This window comes from Embleya sp. NPDC025285, from assembly GCF_055558835.1.
In genome coordinates this window covers 38,437-54,301 of sequence record NZ_JBVHLU010000062.1, presented here as the reverse complement: position 1 = coordinate 54,301, position 15,865 = coordinate 38,437, and the positions used below count along the sequence as shown (strand labels likewise).

The 15,865-nt window shown below is 70.7% G+C and carries 13 protein-coding genes; 12 read left to right on the top strand and 1 reads right to left on the bottom strand.

Annotated elements, in window-relative coordinates; translation table 11 throughout:
- Positions 1 to 46 precede the first annotated feature (46 nt).
- The 12 genes from ACZ4FV_RS33185 to ACZ4FV_RS33130 all read left to right on the top strand — a co-directional run bounded on the left by ACZ4FV_RS33185 (position 47) and on the right by ACZ4FV_RS33130 (position 14,944).
- A complete protein-coding gene (locus tag ACZ4FV_RS33185) occupies positions 47 to 889 on the top strand; it encodes a TIM barrel protein (RefSeq protein WP_395863574.1) in 843 nt (280 codons plus the stop codon).
- A complete protein-coding gene (locus ACZ4FV_RS33180; protein ID WP_465323997.1) occupies positions 886 to 1,866 on the top strand; it encodes a 2-hydroxy-3-oxopropionate reductase in 981 nt (326 codons plus the stop codon). The genes ACZ4FV_RS33185 and ACZ4FV_RS33180 overlap by 4 nt, the downstream gene beginning before the upstream one ends.
- Positions 1,866 to 3,581, top strand: a complete 1,716-nt coding sequence (gcl, locus tag ACZ4FV_RS33175; protein ID WP_395863576.1) for a glyoxylate carboligase — start codon at positions 1,866 to 1,868, stop codon at positions 3,579 to 3,581. The genes ACZ4FV_RS33180 and gcl overlap by 1 nt, the downstream gene beginning before the upstream one ends.
- A gap of 395 nt (positions 3,582 to 3,976) precedes the next feature.
- Complete coding sequence (locus ACZ4FV_RS33170; protein WP_465323996.1) at positions 3,977 to 5,239, top strand: glycerate kinase; 1,263 nt, start codon at positions 3,977 to 3,979, stop codon at positions 5,237 to 5,239.
- On the top strand, positions 5,236 to 6,579 hold the full coding sequence (allB, locus tag ACZ4FV_RS33165; RefSeq protein ID WP_465323995.1) for an allantoinase AllB: 1,344 nt from the start codon (positions 5,236 to 5,238) through the stop codon (positions 6,577 to 6,579). The genes ACZ4FV_RS33170 and allB overlap by 4 nt, the downstream gene beginning before the upstream one ends.
- A gap of 102 nt (positions 6,580 to 6,681) precedes the next feature.
- Positions 6,682 to 7,725, top strand: coding sequence for an allantoicase (gene alc / locus ACZ4FV_RS33160; protein ID WP_465323994.1), 1,044 nt, complete (start codon positions 6,682 to 6,684; stop codon positions 7,723 to 7,725).
- A 156-nt stretch (positions 7,726 to 7,881) separates the two neighbouring features.
- Positions 7,882 to 9,336, top strand: coding sequence for a catalase (locus tag ACZ4FV_RS33155; RefSeq protein ID WP_465323993.1), 1,455 nt, complete (start codon positions 7,882 to 7,884; stop codon positions 9,334 to 9,336).
- A 277-nt stretch (positions 9,337 to 9,613) separates the two neighbouring features.
- A complete protein-coding gene (locus ACZ4FV_RS33150) occupies positions 9,614 to 11,026 on the top strand; it encodes a family 2B encapsulin nanocompartment shell protein (protein WP_402233206.1) in 1,413 nt (470 codons plus the stop codon).
- Between the two features lie 116 nt (positions 11,027 to 11,142).
- Positions 11,143 to 11,352, top strand: coding sequence for a CsbD family protein (locus ACZ4FV_RS33145; protein ID WP_395863587.1), 210 nt, complete (start codon positions 11,143 to 11,145; stop codon positions 11,350 to 11,352).
- Between the two features lie 276 nt (positions 11,353 to 11,628).
- Positions 11,629 to 11,898, top strand: coding sequence for a hypothetical protein (locus ACZ4FV_RS33140; protein WP_395863589.1), 270 nt, complete (start codon positions 11,629 to 11,631; stop codon positions 11,896 to 11,898).
- A complete protein-coding gene (locus ACZ4FV_RS33135; protein ID WP_395863591.1) occupies positions 11,891 to 12,508 on the top strand; it encodes a DUF6879 family protein in 618 nt (205 codons plus the stop codon). Before ACZ4FV_RS33140 ends, ACZ4FV_RS33135 begins: the two co-directional genes overlap by 8 nt.
- A gap of 12 nt (positions 12,509 to 12,520) precedes the next feature.
- Positions 12,521 to 14,944, top strand: a complete 2,424-nt coding sequence (locus ACZ4FV_RS33130; RefSeq protein ID WP_465323992.1) for an ATP-binding protein — start codon at positions 12,521 to 12,523, stop codon at positions 14,942 to 14,944.
- A 4-nt stretch (positions 14,945 to 14,948) separates the two neighbouring features.
- Here the strand turns inward: ACZ4FV_RS33130 and ACZ4FV_RS33125 are convergent, their stop codons facing one another.
- Positions 14,949 to 15,698 carry a methionyl-tRNA formyltransferase gene (locus ACZ4FV_RS33125; protein ID WP_402233198.1) on the bottom strand — a complete coding sequence of 250 codons (750 nt, stop codon included), beginning with the start codon at positions 15,696 to 15,698 and terminating at the stop codon, positions 14,949 to 14,951.
- Between the last annotated feature and the right edge of the window lie 167 nt (positions 15,699 to 15,865).

Here is a 15,865-nt window from a genome sequence, read left to right as displayed (position 1 = left end):
GAATCTTACTTCCGCATTGTGGAACCGACGTGGAAGAGGTGATCCCGTGAGCGCTCGTGATCTGCGCTTCGACATCAATCTCTCGATCCTCTTCACCGAACTCCCGCTCCTCGAGCGGCCCGCTGCCGCCGCCGAGGCCGGCTTCGCCGAGATCGAGCTGTGGTGGCCCTTCGGCGGCCCGACCCCCGCCGACGCCGAGCTGGACGCGCTCGCCCGAGCGATCCGCGACGCCGGCGTCGACCTGGTCGGCCTGAACTTCGACGCGGGCGACATGCCCGCCGGCGACCGCGGCCTGCTGTCCCGGCCGGCCGAATCGGCGCGCTTTCGGGACAACATCGCCGCGGCGACCGGCTTCGCCGAGAGCCTGGGCTGCCGCGCGCTGAACGCGCTGTACGGCAACCGCGAGGACGGCGTGGACCCGCGGGCCCAGGACGAACTCGCCCTGGAGAACCTGGCCCTGGCGGCCCACGCCGCGCACGGCATCGGCGCGATCGTGCTGATCGAGGCGCTCAACACGCCGGAGAACGCGCGCTATCCGCTGACCACCGCCGCGGAAGCGGTGGCGGTGGTGGACAAGGTCAACGCCGAGACCGGCCTGGGGAACGCGACCTTCCTGTGCGACCTGTACCACCTCGACCGCAACGGCGAGGACCTCACCGCCGTGATCGACACGTACGCCGACCGGTTCGGCCACGTACAGATCGCCGACACTCCCGGACGGGGGCAACCGGGCACCGGCGGGCTGGACTTCGAAGACCTGTTCCGCCGACTCGTCGCCGCCGGGTACACCGGGCGCGTCGGCCTCGAATACAAGCCCGTCGGCCCGAGCGCGGACAGCTTCGGCTGGCTTCCGCGCGAGCTGCGCGACACCAAGGGAGGGGCCGGATGACCGGCGCAAGCAAGAGGATCGGTTTCGTCGGTCTCGGCATCATGGGCGGTCCGATGGCCGCCCACCTGGTCCGGGCCGGCCACGAGGTGACCGGGTTCAACCTGGAGCGGGACGCCATCGACCGGCTGATCGCGGCCGGCGGCAAGGGCGCGGCGAACATCGCCGAGGCGGTGCGCGACGCGGACGTGGTGATCACCATGGTCCCGGCCGACCCACACGTCGAGAAGGTGATGTTCGGCGACGGCGGCGTGTTGGACACGGTCGAGCCCGGCACCCTGGTGATCGACATGAGTTCGATCAAGCCCGGCACCTCGATCGCGGTGGCCGAGGCCGGCGCCGAGCGAAAGCTGCGGGTGCTGGACGCCCCGGTCAGCGGCGGCGAGGCGGGCGCGATCGAGGCGGTGCTGTCCATCATGGTCGGCGGTGAGGCGGCGGACTTCGCCGCCGCGCTGCCCCTGTTCGAGGTGCTCGGCAAGACCATCGTGCACGTCGGCCCGCACGGCGCGGGCCAGACGGTCAAGGCGGCCAACCAGCTCATCGTCGCGGGCAACATCCAACTCGTCGCCGAGGCACTGCTGTTCCTCGAACGTGCCGGGGTGGACACCGAGGCGGGCCTGAAGGTGCTCGCCGGCGGCCTGGCCGGCAGCACGGTCCTGGACCGCAAGGCCCGGGTGATGCGGGACCGCGACTTCAAGCCCGGGTTCCGGATCGACCTGCACCACAAGGACATGGGCATCGTCACCGAGTCGGCCCGCGAGTTCGACCTCGTGCTGCCGCTCGCCGGCCTGACCGCGCAACTCGTCGCGTCGCTGCGCGCCCAGGGCGGCGGCGGGCTGGACCACTCCGGTCTGCTGCTCGGCCTGGAAAGGCTCAACGGCTTTCCCGCGCAGAGCGGTTCCGGGCAAGGCAGTTCCGGGCAAGGCGGTGCCGAGCAAGGCAGTTCCGGGCAAGGCAGTTCGAAGCAGGGAGACAACTGATGGCACCCCGTCGAGTTCCGGTCATGAACGCCGTCGTCGAGGTGCTCAGGTCCGAAGGTGTGGACACCGCGTTCGGCTGTCCCGGCGCGGCGATCCTGCCGCTGTACCAGGCCCTGGAAACGGTCGGCGGCATCGAGCACCTGATCGTCCGGCACGAAGAGGGCGCGACCCACATGGCCGACGGCTGGGCCCGTACGAACGGCGGGGTCGGCGTCGCGATCGGCACGTCCGGTCCGGCCGGCACCAACATGATCACCGGTCTGTACACCGCGCTCGCCGACTCCATCCCGATCGTGTGCATCACCGGCCAGGCCGTCTCCAGCAAGCTGCACCAGGAGGCGTTCCAGGCGGTCGACATCGTCGAGATCGCCAAGCCGGTGACCAAGTGGTCCGTGCAGGTCAAGGAGGCCGCACAGGCGCCGTGGATCTTCCGCGAGGCGTTTCGGCTGGCCCGCTCGGGCCGGCCCGGCCCGGTGCTGATCGACCTGCCGCTGGACGTGCAGAAGCAGGAGATCTGGTGGGACTCCGAGGTGGACGCGCCGCTGCCGGTGAGCGAGGTGCTCCCACACCAGCCCCGCGTGGACGCCGCCCTGGACCTGCTGCTCGCCGCCGAGCGTCCGCTGCTGCTCTCCGGTGGCGGCGTGATCATCGGCGAGGCGCACGAGGAGCTCGTCGAGCTGGCCGAACTGCTCCGGATCCCGGTGCAGGTCACCCTGATGGGCAAGGGCTCGATCGACGAGAACCACGCGCTCTACAGCGGGATGACCGGCGTGCAGACCTCGCAGCGCTACGGGAACGCGTCGTTCCTGGAGTCCGACCTGGTGCTCGCGCTCGGCGCGCGCTTCGGCGACCGGCACACCGGCACGCTGGACGTCTACCGGGGCACCCGCAAGTTCATCCACGTGGACATCGAGCCGACCCAGATCGGCAAGGTCTTCGAACCGGACCTGGGCATCGTCTCGGACACCCGGCATTTCCTCCAGGCGATCCTGGCCACCGCGAAGGAGCGGGGCATCCGCCGCGAGGCGGGCGCGTGGGTGGCCCGGATCCAGGAGCTGCGCGCGACGCTGACCCGGCGCGAGGACTTCGACAGCGTGCCGATCAAGGCGCCGCGGGTGTACAAGGAGATCAACGAGGTCTTCGACGAGGACACCTACTTCGTCACCGCGATCGGCCTCTACCAGATCTGGGGCGGCCAGCACCAGAAGGCCTACAAGCCGCGCCACTACCAGGTCTGCGGCCAGGCCGGCCCGCTCGGCTGGGAGATCCCGGCGGCGATCGGCGTCAAGAAGGCGCTCAAGCACAGCGACCCGGACGCCGAGGTGGTCGGCATCGTCGGCGACTACGGCTTCCAGTACCTGGTCGAGGAACTCGCGGTGGCGGCGCAGTACAACGTGCCGTTCGTGATCATCATGATCAACAACGAGTACCTCGGGCTGATCCGCCAGGCGTCGATCCCGTACGAGATGAACTTCCAGGTCGACATCCACTACGACGAGGTCGGCACCGACAACGTCAAGTTGATGGAGGCGTACGGCTGCTCGGGCAAGCGGGTGGTGGAGCCGGACGACATCCGGTCCACCATCGAATGGGCCCGCAAGGAGGCGCAGCGCACATCGCGCCCGGTCCTGGTGGAGATCATGATCGAGCGCGAGGCGAACACGCCGCACGGGCCGGCGATCGACGCGGTCAAGGAGTTCGAGCCGGTTCCGTAGCCGGTCCGCGACCCGCGGTCGGCCGCGTGGCAGACCACGGGTGACCGGTGGGGCGTACCCGCTCGTCAGGTCCGGAGCGGGGCGGGCCGAGTCGTCGGACCCTCCCAGGGGCCCGCCCCGCTCCCTTCGATTCCGCCCGGTGACGCTGATCCCACTCGTGGTGTCGCGCCCGCGTCACCGGGCGGTTGCCACCCCGATCGCACGCGTCGGGTCGGGCCCGCGCCCGACCGTCGCACCCGCGTGGTGTCGCGTGCACGTCGGACCGTTGCCACCCTTGCCGATCTCCCCGAGAGCGGCAGCCACGTAGTTGACTGTGCCTCGGCACGGCATCCGATCGGTCGGCTCCGCGCCGACCCCGGACATCCCCTCCGGCAGCCCACCCGAAGGAGCAGCGCATGGGACCGGTCGTCGTCCTGGCCCCCGACAAGTTCAAGGGGACCCTGACCGCCGTGCAGGCCGCGGTCAGGATCGGTGCCGGGATCCGGCGGGCCCGTCCGGACGCGGACGTGCGCATGTTGCCGATCGCCGACGGCGGCGAGGGCACCGTGGACGCCGCGGTGGCCGCCGGCTTCGCGCGCATCCCGGTACGGGTCACCGGCCCCACCGGGCGGCCGGTGGGCGCGGCGCTCGCCGTGCGTGGCCGGACCGCGGTGGTCGAGCTGGCCGAGTCCTCGGGGCTCGCGCTGCTCCCGGACGGGCCCGCGCCGCTGACGGCGGACACCACCGGGGTGGGCGAGCTGATCGGCCGGGCGCTGGAGCTGGGTTGTACCCGGATCGTGCTCGGCCTGGGCGGCAGCGCCTCCACCGACGGCGGCTCCGGGCTGGCTCGCGCGCTGGGCGTACGGCTGCTGGACGCGGCGGGGGAGGAACTGCCCCGGGGCGGGGCCGCGCTGCTGCGGCTGGACCGGATCGAGCGCGGCGACCTGGCGACCCGGCTGGCCGGCGTCGAGGTGGTGATCGCCTCGGACGTGGACAATCCGCTGCTCGGCCCCAAGGGGGCCGCGGCGGTGTACGGGCCGCAGAAGGGCGCCTCGCCGGACGAGGTTCGGCTCCTGGACTCGGCGCTCGCGCGCTGGGCCGAGGTGGTCGCGCCCGAACTGGCCGAGGTGCCCGGGGCGGGTGCCGCGGGTGGGGCCGGGTTCGGCGCGCTGGCGCTGCTCGGCGCGAGCATCCGGCCCGGCATCGGCCTGCTGCTCGAACTCCTGGGCTTCGACGAACTGCTCGACGGGGCGGATCTCGTGGTCACCGGAGAGGGCAGCCTGGACCGGCAGACCCTGCACGGCAAGGCACCGGCCGGGGTCGCGGTCGCCGCCCGGGAACGGGGTGTACCCGTGGCGGTGGTGTGCGGCCGCGTCGAGTTGAGCGGGGTTCAACTCGACGCGGCCGGCATCGTGGCGGCCTACGCGCTGGCCGACCTCGGCGCCGACAGCATGACCCGCGCCGGCGAGCTGGCCGAGGACGCGGGCGAACGTCTGGCCCGAGACCTGCTCACCGGCCCGGCCGACGGGGTCGACCCGGCCGGCCGGTCCGCATCGCATCACCCGACCTCATCGCACCACCCGTCCGACTCGCCGGACCCGACCGATTCGACGGACCGGCCCGGTTCGACCGACCGGATCGGCTCGGCCCATCCCGTGGACTCGGAGGACGCGTCGTGACCCACACCCCCACCCTCGTACTACGCTCGCGCCGCGTGTTCACCCCGGCCGGCGAGCTTCCGGCCGACGTGATCGTGGCCGGCGGCCGGATCGCCGACGTGGCGCCGTATCGCAGCGCCGCCGGCGCGCCGGTCGAGGATCTGGGCGAACTCGCCCTGCTGCCGGGCCTGGTGGACACCCACGTACACATCAACGAGCCGGGCCGCACCGCGTGGGAGGGCTTCACGAGCGCGACCCGGGCGGCGGCGGCCGGTGGCGTCACCACCTTGATCGACATGCCGCTGAACTCGATCCCGGCCACCGTCACCCTCGACGCGCTGCGGGTCAAGCAGGAGGTCGCGCGCGGTCGGGTGTACGTGGACGTGGGTTTCTGGGGCGGTGCGATCCCGGGCAACACCGACGAGCTGGAACCGCTGTACCGGGCGGGCGTGTACGGGTTCAAGAGTTTCCTCGCACCCTCCGGCGTGGACGAGTTCCCGCACGTGAACGCGGCCGAGTTGGCCCAGGCGCTCACCGAACAGGCGCGGCTGGACGCGCTGGCGATCATCCACGCCGAGGCGCCGCACGTGCTGGACGCGGCGCCGCAGATGCCCGGCCGGGCGTACGCCGACTTCCTCGCGTCCCGGCCGGACGCGGCCGAGACGGTCGCGGTCGAGCAGTTGCTCGACATCGCCAAGCGCACCGGCGCACGCGTGCACGTCCTGCACGTGTCCTCGGCGCAGGTGTTGCCGCTCCTGGACGCCGCCCGCGCGGACGGGATCGCGGTCACCGCCGAGACCTGCCCGCACTATCTGACCCTGGTCGCCGAGGGTGTTCCGGCGGGCGACACCGCGTTCAAGTGTTGCCCGCCGATCCGCTCCCAGGACAACCGCGACCGGCTGTGGCGCGGGATCGAGGCGGGCTCGTTCGCCGCCGTGGTCTCCGACCACTCGCCGTGCACCGCCGATCTCAAACGGCTGGACGTGGGCGACTTCGCCGCCGCGTGGGGCGGGATCGCGTCGCTGCAACTGGGCCTGGCCACGGTCTGGACCGAGGCCAGGGCACGCGGCTTCGAACTGGCCGACGTGGTCGCGCTGATGGCGGCCGGCCCGGCCCGGTTGGTGGGCCTGGCCCGCAAGGGCGCGATCGCACCGGGATACGACGCCGACCTGGTCGCGTTCGACCCGGACGCGGTGTTCACCGTGGACCCGGCCGGGCTGCACCACCGCAACCCGGTTACCCCGTACGCGGGCCGCGCGCTCACCGGCACGGTGCGCACCACGTGGCTCGCGGGCGCGCCGGTGGACGTGCACGGAAGCCCGCGCGGCCGGCTCCTGGACCGGACGGAGACCGCCGCGTGATCACCCCGGGAATGCGCCGGTTGCGCGGCCACGGCCCGCCCCCTCGTCCCGAGTTGTAGCCGAGTAGCCGTCGACTTCCTTTCCGGACGAGGAGATCAGCCGATGACCGCCGAATTCACCGAATACGTCAACCTCGCCTCGCGCGCCCTCGGGGCGGGCGTGGTGGCCGCCAGCGACGAGTGGTTCGCCGAGAAGGAGAACCTGCTCAAGGCCGAACCGCCGGTCTTCGTACCGCACACGTTCGGCCCCAAGGGCCAGATCATGGACGGCTGGGAGACCCGCCGCCGGCGCGGCCCCTCGGCCGAGCACCCGCATCCCGAACCGGACGCGCACGACTGGGCGATCGTCCGGCTCGGCGTGCCCGGTGTGCTGCGCGGGATCGTGGTGGACACCGCGTTCTTCACCGGCAACTACCCGCCGAGCGGCTCGGTGGAGGCCGCGTCCGTGCCCGGCGCACCCTCGGTCGAGGAACTGCTCGACCCGGCGGTGCGGTGGACCACGATCGTCGCGCGCACCGATCTCAAGGGCGACACGGCACACCCGTTCACCGTCACCTCCGGGCAGCGGTTCACCCATGTGCGGCTGAACATCTTCCCCGACGGCGGGGTGGCCCGGCTGCGCGTGTTCGGCGAGGCGGTGCCGGATCCGGCCTGGCTGGACGGGCTCACGGTGGACCTCGCGGCGCAGGAGTACGGCGCGGTGGCCGAGGCGGCCAGCGACCGCTACTTCTCATCGCCGCACAACCTCAACGCGCCGGGCCGCTCGCGGGTGATGGGCGAGGGCTGGGAGACCCGCCGCCGACGGGACGACGGACACGACTGGGTGCGGGTGCGCCTGGTCGAGCAGGCGCAGATCCTGGCCGCCGAGATCGACATCGACAACTACCTCGGCAACGCGCCGGGTTGGGTCGCCCTGATGGGCAGCGACGCGAGCGTGGACCCGGACGGCTGGTTCGAACTGCTGCCGCGCACGCGGGTGCAGCCGGACACTCGGCACCGGTTCCGGCTCACCGACGTACCGCCCGTCACGCACGTGCGCATCGAGGTCTTCCCGGACGGCGGGGTGGCCCGACTGCGGCTGCCGGGACGGCTGACCGAGGGCGGTCTGACAGCCCTGCGGCACCGCTTCGCACCCTCGCAGCGGTAGCGGACGTTCGCACGTACAGAGGGCCCGCGACAGCCGGTCCTCGGTGCACCCACGCTCGGCGCACCCACGCTCGGCGCACCCACGCTCGGCGCACCCACGCTCGGAAAGACCGGTGCCGCCATCCCCCGGAATAGCTGACAGGGAGTCAACTCTGCTATGAGCAAGCCGATACTGACGACGGAGGCCGGTGCGCCCGTCTCCGACAACCAGAACAGCGCGGCGGCCGGGGCCGGCGGCCCGCTGCTGCTCCAGGACCAGTACCTGATCGAGAAGTTGGCCCGGTTCAACCGCGAGCGCATCCCGGAGCGGGTGGTGCACGCGCGCGGGTCCGGCGCGTACGGCGTGTTCGAGGTGACCGAGGACGTCACCTGCTACACGCGTGCGCACTTCCTCGGCGAGGTCGGGCGACGGACCGAGGTCTTCCAGCGCTTCTCGACCGTCGCGGGCAACCTGGGGGCGGGCGACGCGGTGCGCGATCCGCGCGGGTTCGCGGTGAAGTTCTACACCGAGGAGGGCAATTACGACCTTGTCGGCAACAACACGCCGGTGTTCTTCATCAAGGACCCGCTGAAGTTCCCGGACTTCATCCACTCGCAGAAGCGCGACCCGTACACGGGGACGACCGAGCCGGACAACGTCTGGGACTTCTGGTCGCACTCGCCGGAGGCCACCCACCAGGTCACGTGGCTGTTCGGCGACCGGGGCATCCCGGCGTCCTACCGGCACATGAACGGTTTCGGCTCGCACACCTACCAGTGGGTCAACGCCGAGGGCGAGGCGTTCTGGGTCAAGTACCACTTCACGACGAACCAGGGCATCCGCACGCTCACCAGTGCCGAGGGAGCCGAACTGGCGGGCGAGGACCCGGATTCGCACCAGCGCGACCTGCACCAGGCGATCGACCGGGGTGTCTTCCCGTCCTGGACGCTGTACGTCCAGGTGATGCCGGTCGCCGAGGCGCCGCGCTACCGGTTCAACCCGTTCGACCTGACCAAGGTGTGGCCGCACGCGGATTATCCGCTGCGCAAGGTCGGTCGGCTGACCCTGGACCGCAACCCGGAGAACGTGTTCGCGGATGTCGAGCAGGCCGCGTTCAGCCCGAACAACTTCGTGCCGGGGATCGGGCCGAGCCCGGACAAGATGCTCCAGGGCCGGCTGTTCGCCTACGCGGACGCGCATCGCTACCGCCTGGGCGTCAACCACACGCAGCTCGCGGTGAACGCGCCCAAGGCGACCGCGGCGCTCAACCACGGGCGGGACGGCGCGATGGCGACCAACGCCGGTGGGCGGGCCCGGAATTACGAACCGAACAGCTTCGGCGGTCCGTACGAGAGCGGCGAGCCGCTGTCCGCTCCGCTCGCGGTGACCGGCCACACCGGCGCGCACGCGGCGCCGGCACACGCGAAGGACGACGACTTCTTCCAGACGGGCGAGCTGTACCGGCTGATGTCCGACACGGAACGGGCCCGGCTGGTCGAGAACATCGCGGGCAGCCTGGGCCAGGTCACCCGGGACGACATCGTGGATCGGGTGCTCCAGCACTTCCACGCGGCGGATCCGGAGTACGGAACGCGCGTGAAGCGGGCGGTCGCGGCGATCCGGGACGTCTGACCCCCGGGCCGGCGGGTCCGGTCCCGGACGAGAGCCACCCGAAGCCCGATCGGGTCGGGTCGACGCGCGCCCGGATGTCCTCGGACGTCCCGGGCGCGCATTCGGCCGTTCGGCCCCATGCCGCGTGGGGCCGGGTGGCCCGGAAACCCCTGGGCAACCGTAGTTACATAGCCACTTCGACGCCTCTCCAGTCTCACCCGTTCGGGTAATGGCCGGCTGCCCTCGCACCGGCAACGATTGACCGCGAAGACCGGTTCATCCAGGGGAGGCGGAATCGTTGTCGATCGATGCTGGGGCCGAAACGAACAGTGAGGCCCAGGACACGCAGGCTCGTTCGAGTCTTGCGACGGCGGCGGCGCGAAATCTCGCGACCACGACCAAGACCGTCCCGCAGATGCAGGACATCACGTCTCGGTGGCTGCTGAAGATGTTGCCGTGGGTCCAGGTGTCGGGTGGTACGTACCGGGTCAACCGGCGGTTGAGTTACCGGGTGGGCGACGGGCGGGTGCAGTTCGTCCAGACCGGATCGGAAGTCCGGGTCATTCCGGCGGAGTTGCGCGAGCTGGCTCCGTTGCGCGGGTTCGAGGACGAGGAGGTGCTGCGCGCGCTGGCGGACCGCTTCGTGCGGCGGGAGTTCGCGGCGGGGGAGACGCTCGCCACGATCGGCGAGCCGAACGACCGGGTATTCCTGGTCGTGCACGGCAAGATCGGCAAGTTCGGGGTGGGACCGTACGGCGATCGCACTTCGCTCGGACTGCACGGCGACGGCGACCACTTCGGCGAGAAGATGCTCGTCGACCGGGAGTCGACCTGGGACTACACGGCCACGGCGGCCACCTCGGTGATCGTGCTCGAGATGCCGCGGGACGCGTTCGACGGGGTCCACGCCGACACGCTGCGTGACCACCTCGCGGATTACGTCGAGAGCAGCGGCCGGCCGCAGAACGCGAAGGGTGAGGCGGAGATCCCGATGTCCGCCGGCCACCACGGCGAGGCGGTGCTGCCGGGCAGCTTCGTGGACTACGAACTCAAGCCGCGCGAGTACGAGTTGAGCGCGGCGCAGACGGTGCTGCGGGTGCACAGCCGGGTGGCCGATCTGTACAACCAGCCGATGGACCAGATCGAGCAGCAGCTGCGACTGACCATCGAGGCGCTGCGCGAGCGGCAGGAACACGAGCTGATCAACAACCGCGAGTTCGGCCTGCTGCACAACGCGGACTACGAGCAGCGCATCCAGGCCCAGGCGGGCCCGCCGACGCCGGACGACATGGACGAGCTGCTCAGCCGGCGGCGCGGCTCCCGGCTGTTCCTGGCCCACCCGCGCACGATCGCCGCGTTCGGCCGCGAATGCAGCCGGCTCGGCCTGTACCCGACCACGGTCGACGTGGGCGGCAACCAGATCCCGGCCTGGCGCGGGGTGCCGATCTTCCCGTGCAACAAGATCCCGATCTCCGAGGCGCGCACGAGTTCGATTCTGGTGCTGCGTACGGGTGAGGACGACCAGGGTGTGGTGGGCCTGCATCAGACCGGCCTGCCGGACGAGTACCAGCCCGGCCTGTCCGTGCGATTCATGGGCATCAACGAGCAGGCGCTGATCTCCTACCTGGTCACCGCGTACTACTCGGCGGCGATCCTGGTGCCCGACGCGCTCGGCGTCCTGGAGAACGTGGAGATCTCCCGAGTCGGGTGACAAAGGTCACGAGAATCACCAAATTGTGTCGGATGGGTCGTTTCCGGTTATAGGTCGGGCTGGACGTCGCGCGAACAACGGACGCGCGCGGTCGATCGTGACAGGAGACCCGAGACATGGGCATCGACGACAACATCCGCAACAAGGCCCAGGATGTCGGCGGCCAGGCCAAGGAGAAGGTCGGCGAGGCGACCGGAAACGAGGACCTGCGCGACGAGGGTCAGCAGGACCAGGGTTCGGCCAAGGCCAAGGAAGCCGTCACGAGTGCCAAGGACAAGGCCAACGAGGCGATCAACAAGATCAAGGGCTCCCTCAAACGCGACTGACCCACCCTCGCAAGGCCCGAGGCCCCCGGCGCGCGCCGGGGGCCTCGGGGCGTTCCGGCGGCGGATGCGCGTCACCGGGGCGCGGCGGCACGGGATTCCGGGGCTCGGGGTCGGCGGGAATCGTTCGGGCTCGGGCGGGAATTTTCTGGATCAAGGCACCGATAAACGGTGATCATTTCATCCGATCGGTTGCCGGTATGCCCATATGCGTTGTCCGGTCGGTGCGGGCGCGCCTACACTGGGTGATCAATGGCGAGTTCGAGACTTGGGGGAGTCATGAATCGACCTTGGGAAGCCGATCCGTCCGCCGCGCTGTCACGGAGACTGGGCAAATCGGCCGCGGAACTGGGGCAGAGCGAGGGGCGTGAGGGCTGTCCTGATATCTGGGAGTTGGACAACGGTGACATTGCGATCATCGGTCGCGATCTGACCGACGCCTACCTGCCGCTATTGCCCGCTGGTGTGACCGTCGCTTCCGACGAACGCATGGTGATCATTCCGCGCATCATGCTCGTCGCCGCCAAGAAGGATATTCCGGATGCCTGATCCCGACCTCTTCGACGAGGCTTCGGGCGAGTTCCTCGCACTTGCGGACTACCGGGACGACTTCGCGGCTCGCGAGGCCGCGGGCCGGGGCCAGGCGTCCTGGAAGCTGGAGCGACGGCAGGTCTTCAGGGAGCCCGGCAACGAGAGCTGGGAGGCGTTCGCGCGCGGGGACTGGAGCGAGGCGCTGCGGCTCGCGGAGCAGCGCCGTGGTTCCCTCGCCGAATATCAGGCCACGGTCGACGCACAACGGAACACGTTGTATCGGGTGCGTGTGGTGGAGGAGCCGATCGCGCCCTATCTGCAATGGGAGCTCAATCTTCTCCGGGTTCGCGCCGAGGTCGGCGAGAATATCAGGATCATCGGGCCCGAGAAAATTGCCGACCGTGAAAGAATCGCCGCGCTGCCCGAATTGATCACCCTCGGTTCGCATACGCTCTATAAAATCGTCTACACCGACGAAGGCGTGCTCGACGGCGGTATTCGAATTACCGATCCGGAAAGTGTCGCCAAGGTCACCGAATTGGCCGAGGAGCTTTACCGGGGCGGCGAGGAGATCGATAGCTTCTTCGAGCGCCGGGTAGCCCACCTGCCGCCGCCGAAACTCGAATAGGAGCCGATCAGGATGCCCACTCCCGCCGGCGGAAGCGAATTCGGGTCGGCGGATCCGTCGGGCGCCGCGCCCGGGTCGACGCATTCCGAATTGTCCGGGGCCGCGGGCAACGTCGTCCAGGCACGTGAGGTCTCCGGCGGGGTGCACTTCCATCAGGACGGTGCGCCCCGACGCCCGGTGCCTCGCCAGCTTCCGGGCGACGTGCGCGGATTCGTCAATCGAACCCGGGACCTCGAACGCCTGGACGAGATCACCGCCGCCGATTGCACGGAACCGGGCGTCACGGCCCTCGCGGTCATCGCCGGCACCGCCGGGGTGGGCAAGACGTCGCTGGCCCTGCGGTGGGCGCATCGCGAACAGCATCGATTTCCCGATGGTCAGTTGTACGTCAACCTCAGGGGCTACGACCCGGGCAAGCCGGTGACGCCGCAACACGCGCTCGACTGTTTCCTGGAAGCGCTCGACGTACCGCCGAGGGCGATCCCCCGGAAGTTGCCCGACAAGGCTGCCGCCTATCGGTCCCTGCTGGCCGGGCGGCGCATCCTGGTGGTGCTGGACAACGCCGCGGGCGTGTCCCAGGTACGCCCGTTGTTGCCCGGCTCGGGTGGCTGTCAGGTGCTCGTGACGAGCCGGAGTCGGCTGTCCGGGCTTGCCGCCCGGGAGGGTGCGCGCCGGATCACCCTGGACGTGCTGTCCGAGGACGAGGCGGTGCGACTGGTGCGTGAGGTCACCGCGGGACAGCGCCCGGACGACGAACCGGCCGCGCTGGCCGAACTGGCCCGGCTGTGCGCCCACCTGCCGTTGGCACTGCGGATTGCCGCCGAGCGCGCGGCGGCCCGTCCCTGGATGCGGCTCACCGACCTGATCCGCGATCTGCGCGACGAGTCGGTGTTGTGGGACGCGCTGACGGTGGACGACGGCGAGGAGGCGGACGCCGTACGCACGGTCTTCGCGTGGTCGTACCGCGCGTTGCCGCCCGAGGAGGCTCGGCTGTTCCGACTCCTCGGCCTGCACCCGGGGCCCGATTTCGGGGCGGGCGTCGCGGCGACGCTCGCCGGGGTGAGCCTCGCGCGGGCACGGACCCTGCTCGACGTGCTCATCGGTGCCCACCTCATCGAGCAACACGAGGCGGACCGCTACCACTTCCACGACCTCCTGCGGACCTACGCCAGGGACCAGGCCTGCCACGAGGAGGCCCCGGAGCTGCGGAACGGTCTGCTTCGTCGGGTCCTGAACTGGTACGGGCATACCGCGGACGCGGCGCAGACCTGGATCAATCCACACGAGCCGCATGTCGAACTCGACGCGCCGGAAGAGGGCGTCGTACCGCTGGTCTTCTCCGGTCACGACGAGGCGGTCGCGTGGTACGAGGCCGAGCGCGCCGGCCTGCCGGCGATAATCCTCGCGGCGGTCGACGCGGGACTCGATCGGCCGGCATGGCAATTGGCGGTGGTACTGCGGGCCATTCACATGCGCCTGCAACCCTTCGACGAATGGATCGCGATCGCCGACGCCGGCCTGGTGGCGGCTCGACGCTCGGGGGATCGTGCGGCCGAGGCGGAAGTTCTGGAAAGCCTGGGGATGGCGTACGCACAGCGAGGGCAGGCGGTCGAGGCGGCCGACTTCCACCGGAATTGCCTGACGATCCGTCAGGAATTGCTGGACCCGCGGGGAGTGGCGTTCGCGCTGAACAATCTCGCCGTACTCGGGTTGCGCACTCTCGATTCGGCGGCGGCGCTGTTGTGGGCTCGGCGCGCGGCCGCGGCATTCGAGGCGATCGGCGAGTGGCATTGGGCCCGGATCTCCCGGGTGAATCTCGCCGAAGCATATTGCGAGGCCGAAGAGTTCGGCTCCGCCGTCGCGCTCGTGAGCGAGGTGCTGCCGGAGTTGCGGGAGCCGGCTTCGGCCGGTCATCGAGGCAACGCGCTGAATGTGTTGAGTACGGCGCGGCTCGGGCTCGGCGATGCCGAGTCCGCACGCGCGGCGGCCGCGGCGGCCGTGGAAGTCGCCACGAGCCGGCACAACCGGGTCTGGGAGGGCCATTGGTTGTGCACCCTCGGCCGTGCCCAGCAGGCCTGCGGCGACATCGACGAGGCGCTGGCCTCCTATCGGCGCTCGGCCGCCCTCCAGCACGGCCTCGGTGACCGTGTGCGTGAGGCGAGGGCCTGGCATCTGACCGGTGTCGCGTATCAGGCGCTGGGCCGGCATCGCGAGGCCGTCGACTTCCACCTGACGGCTGCGGCGGTCTTTCGCGAACTCGACGACGGGCGGCGCCTCGCGGTCGTTCTGGCAGATCTCGCCGAGGCCCGGTCGTGCTCGGGAGAGCACGACGCGGGTGCGGCGGCCCGGCGTGAGGCGGTGGGGATTCTGGCCCGCTACGACGACGTGCGGGCATCGCGACTGAGGGAGCGACAGGCGCGGATCCTCGGCGACTGAGCCGTTACGTCGCGATCTCCTCGCTCTCCACGATCCACAGCGGACCGTCCCCACACTCCACCCGGACGGCCCCGGACACCGGAGTCGGGGAGGTGCGGTGTACGAGCAGGCGGCGACCTGCCACGGTGGCGATCGCGGCGCGGTCGACGAAGAAATGGAACATTCGTACGTCGTTGTGGATGTCGCGGGCGGGGCGGGACCAGTCCACGAGCCGATCCTCCTCGGGAACCCACCCGGCGGTGGTGGCCGCCGTGTCGTCCTGGGGTGTGCCCGGGGCGCGGGCCGCCACCAGGGCCAGGGCCTCGGGGAGCAGACGTTCGATCGTCGCGTCGATCTCGGCGAACAGGGCGTCCGGGTCGATGTCGTCGGCGAGTTCGATGCCGCCGGCGCGGGCCAGGACGGGACCGGTGTCGAAGTCCTCGGTCATTCGGTGGATGGTGACGCCGGTCGTGGCGTCTCCCGCTCGAATGGCCCAGTGGATGGGGCACGGACCCCGGTGTCGAGGCAGCAGCGAGGAGTGGATGTTGATCGCGCCCAGGCGCGGGAGGCGCAACGCGCTCGCCGGGACGCGCCACGGGAAGCCGTGTACCAGGATCAGGTCGAGGTCGGCGCCGGCCAGTAACCGGGTCAACCCGGCGCCGTCGCGGGGCAGCGCGAGATCCACGTCGGCGGGCAGGCGTTCGACGATCTCCGCGACCTCGGCCGGGGTACGGGGGTCGGCGGCGCGACGGGGACGTAGCGAGCGGGCGCGCACGTAGGTGACGGGGTGGTGGCCGGCGGCGGCGCAGATCGCGTGTAGTCGGGCGAAGCTCGCGGCGGAATGGGATGCGATTGCGACGCGGAGCGGCGGGGGTGTTGCGGGTGCGGGGGGCGTTGGGGCTGGTCGGGCTGGTGGGGGCGCGGTCATGGGGCTCCTGACGG

Excerpts from the sequence above, each read along its gene's own strand:
- ACZ4FV_RS33180 (WP_465323997.1), top strand. The coding sequence starts at position 886 with ATGACCGGCGCAAGCAAGAGGATCGGTTTCGTCGGTCTCGGCATCATG.
- gcl (WP_395863576.1), top strand. The coding sequence starts at position 1,866 with ATGGCACCCCGTCGAGTTCCGGTCATGAACGCCGTCGTCGAGGTGCTC.
- ACZ4FV_RS33170 (WP_465323996.1), top strand. The coding sequence starts at position 3,977 with ATGGGACCGGTCGTCGTCCTGGCCCCCGACAAGTTCAAGGGGACCCTG.
- alc (WP_465323994.1), top strand. The coding sequence starts at position 6,682 with ATGACCGCCGAATTCACCGAATACGTCAACCTCGCCTCGCGCGCCCTC.
- ACZ4FV_RS33155 (WP_465323993.1), top strand. The coding sequence starts at position 7,882 with ATGAGCAAGCCGATACTGACGACGGAGGCCGGTGCGCCCGTCTCCGAC.
- ACZ4FV_RS33145 (WP_395863587.1), top strand. The coding sequence starts at position 11,143 with ATGGGCATCGACGACAACATCCGCAACAAGGCCCAGGATGTCGGCGGC.
- ACZ4FV_RS33140 (WP_395863589.1), top strand. The coding sequence starts at position 11,629 with ATGAATCGACCTTGGGAAGCCGATCCGTCCGCCGCGCTGTCACGGAGA.
- ACZ4FV_RS33135 (WP_395863591.1), top strand. The coding sequence starts at position 11,891 with ATGCCTGATCCCGACCTCTTCGACGAGGCTTCGGGCGAGTTCCTCGCA.
- ACZ4FV_RS33130 (WP_465323992.1), top strand. The coding sequence starts at position 12,521 with ATGCCCACTCCCGCCGGCGGAAGCGAATTCGGGTCGGCGGATCCGTCG.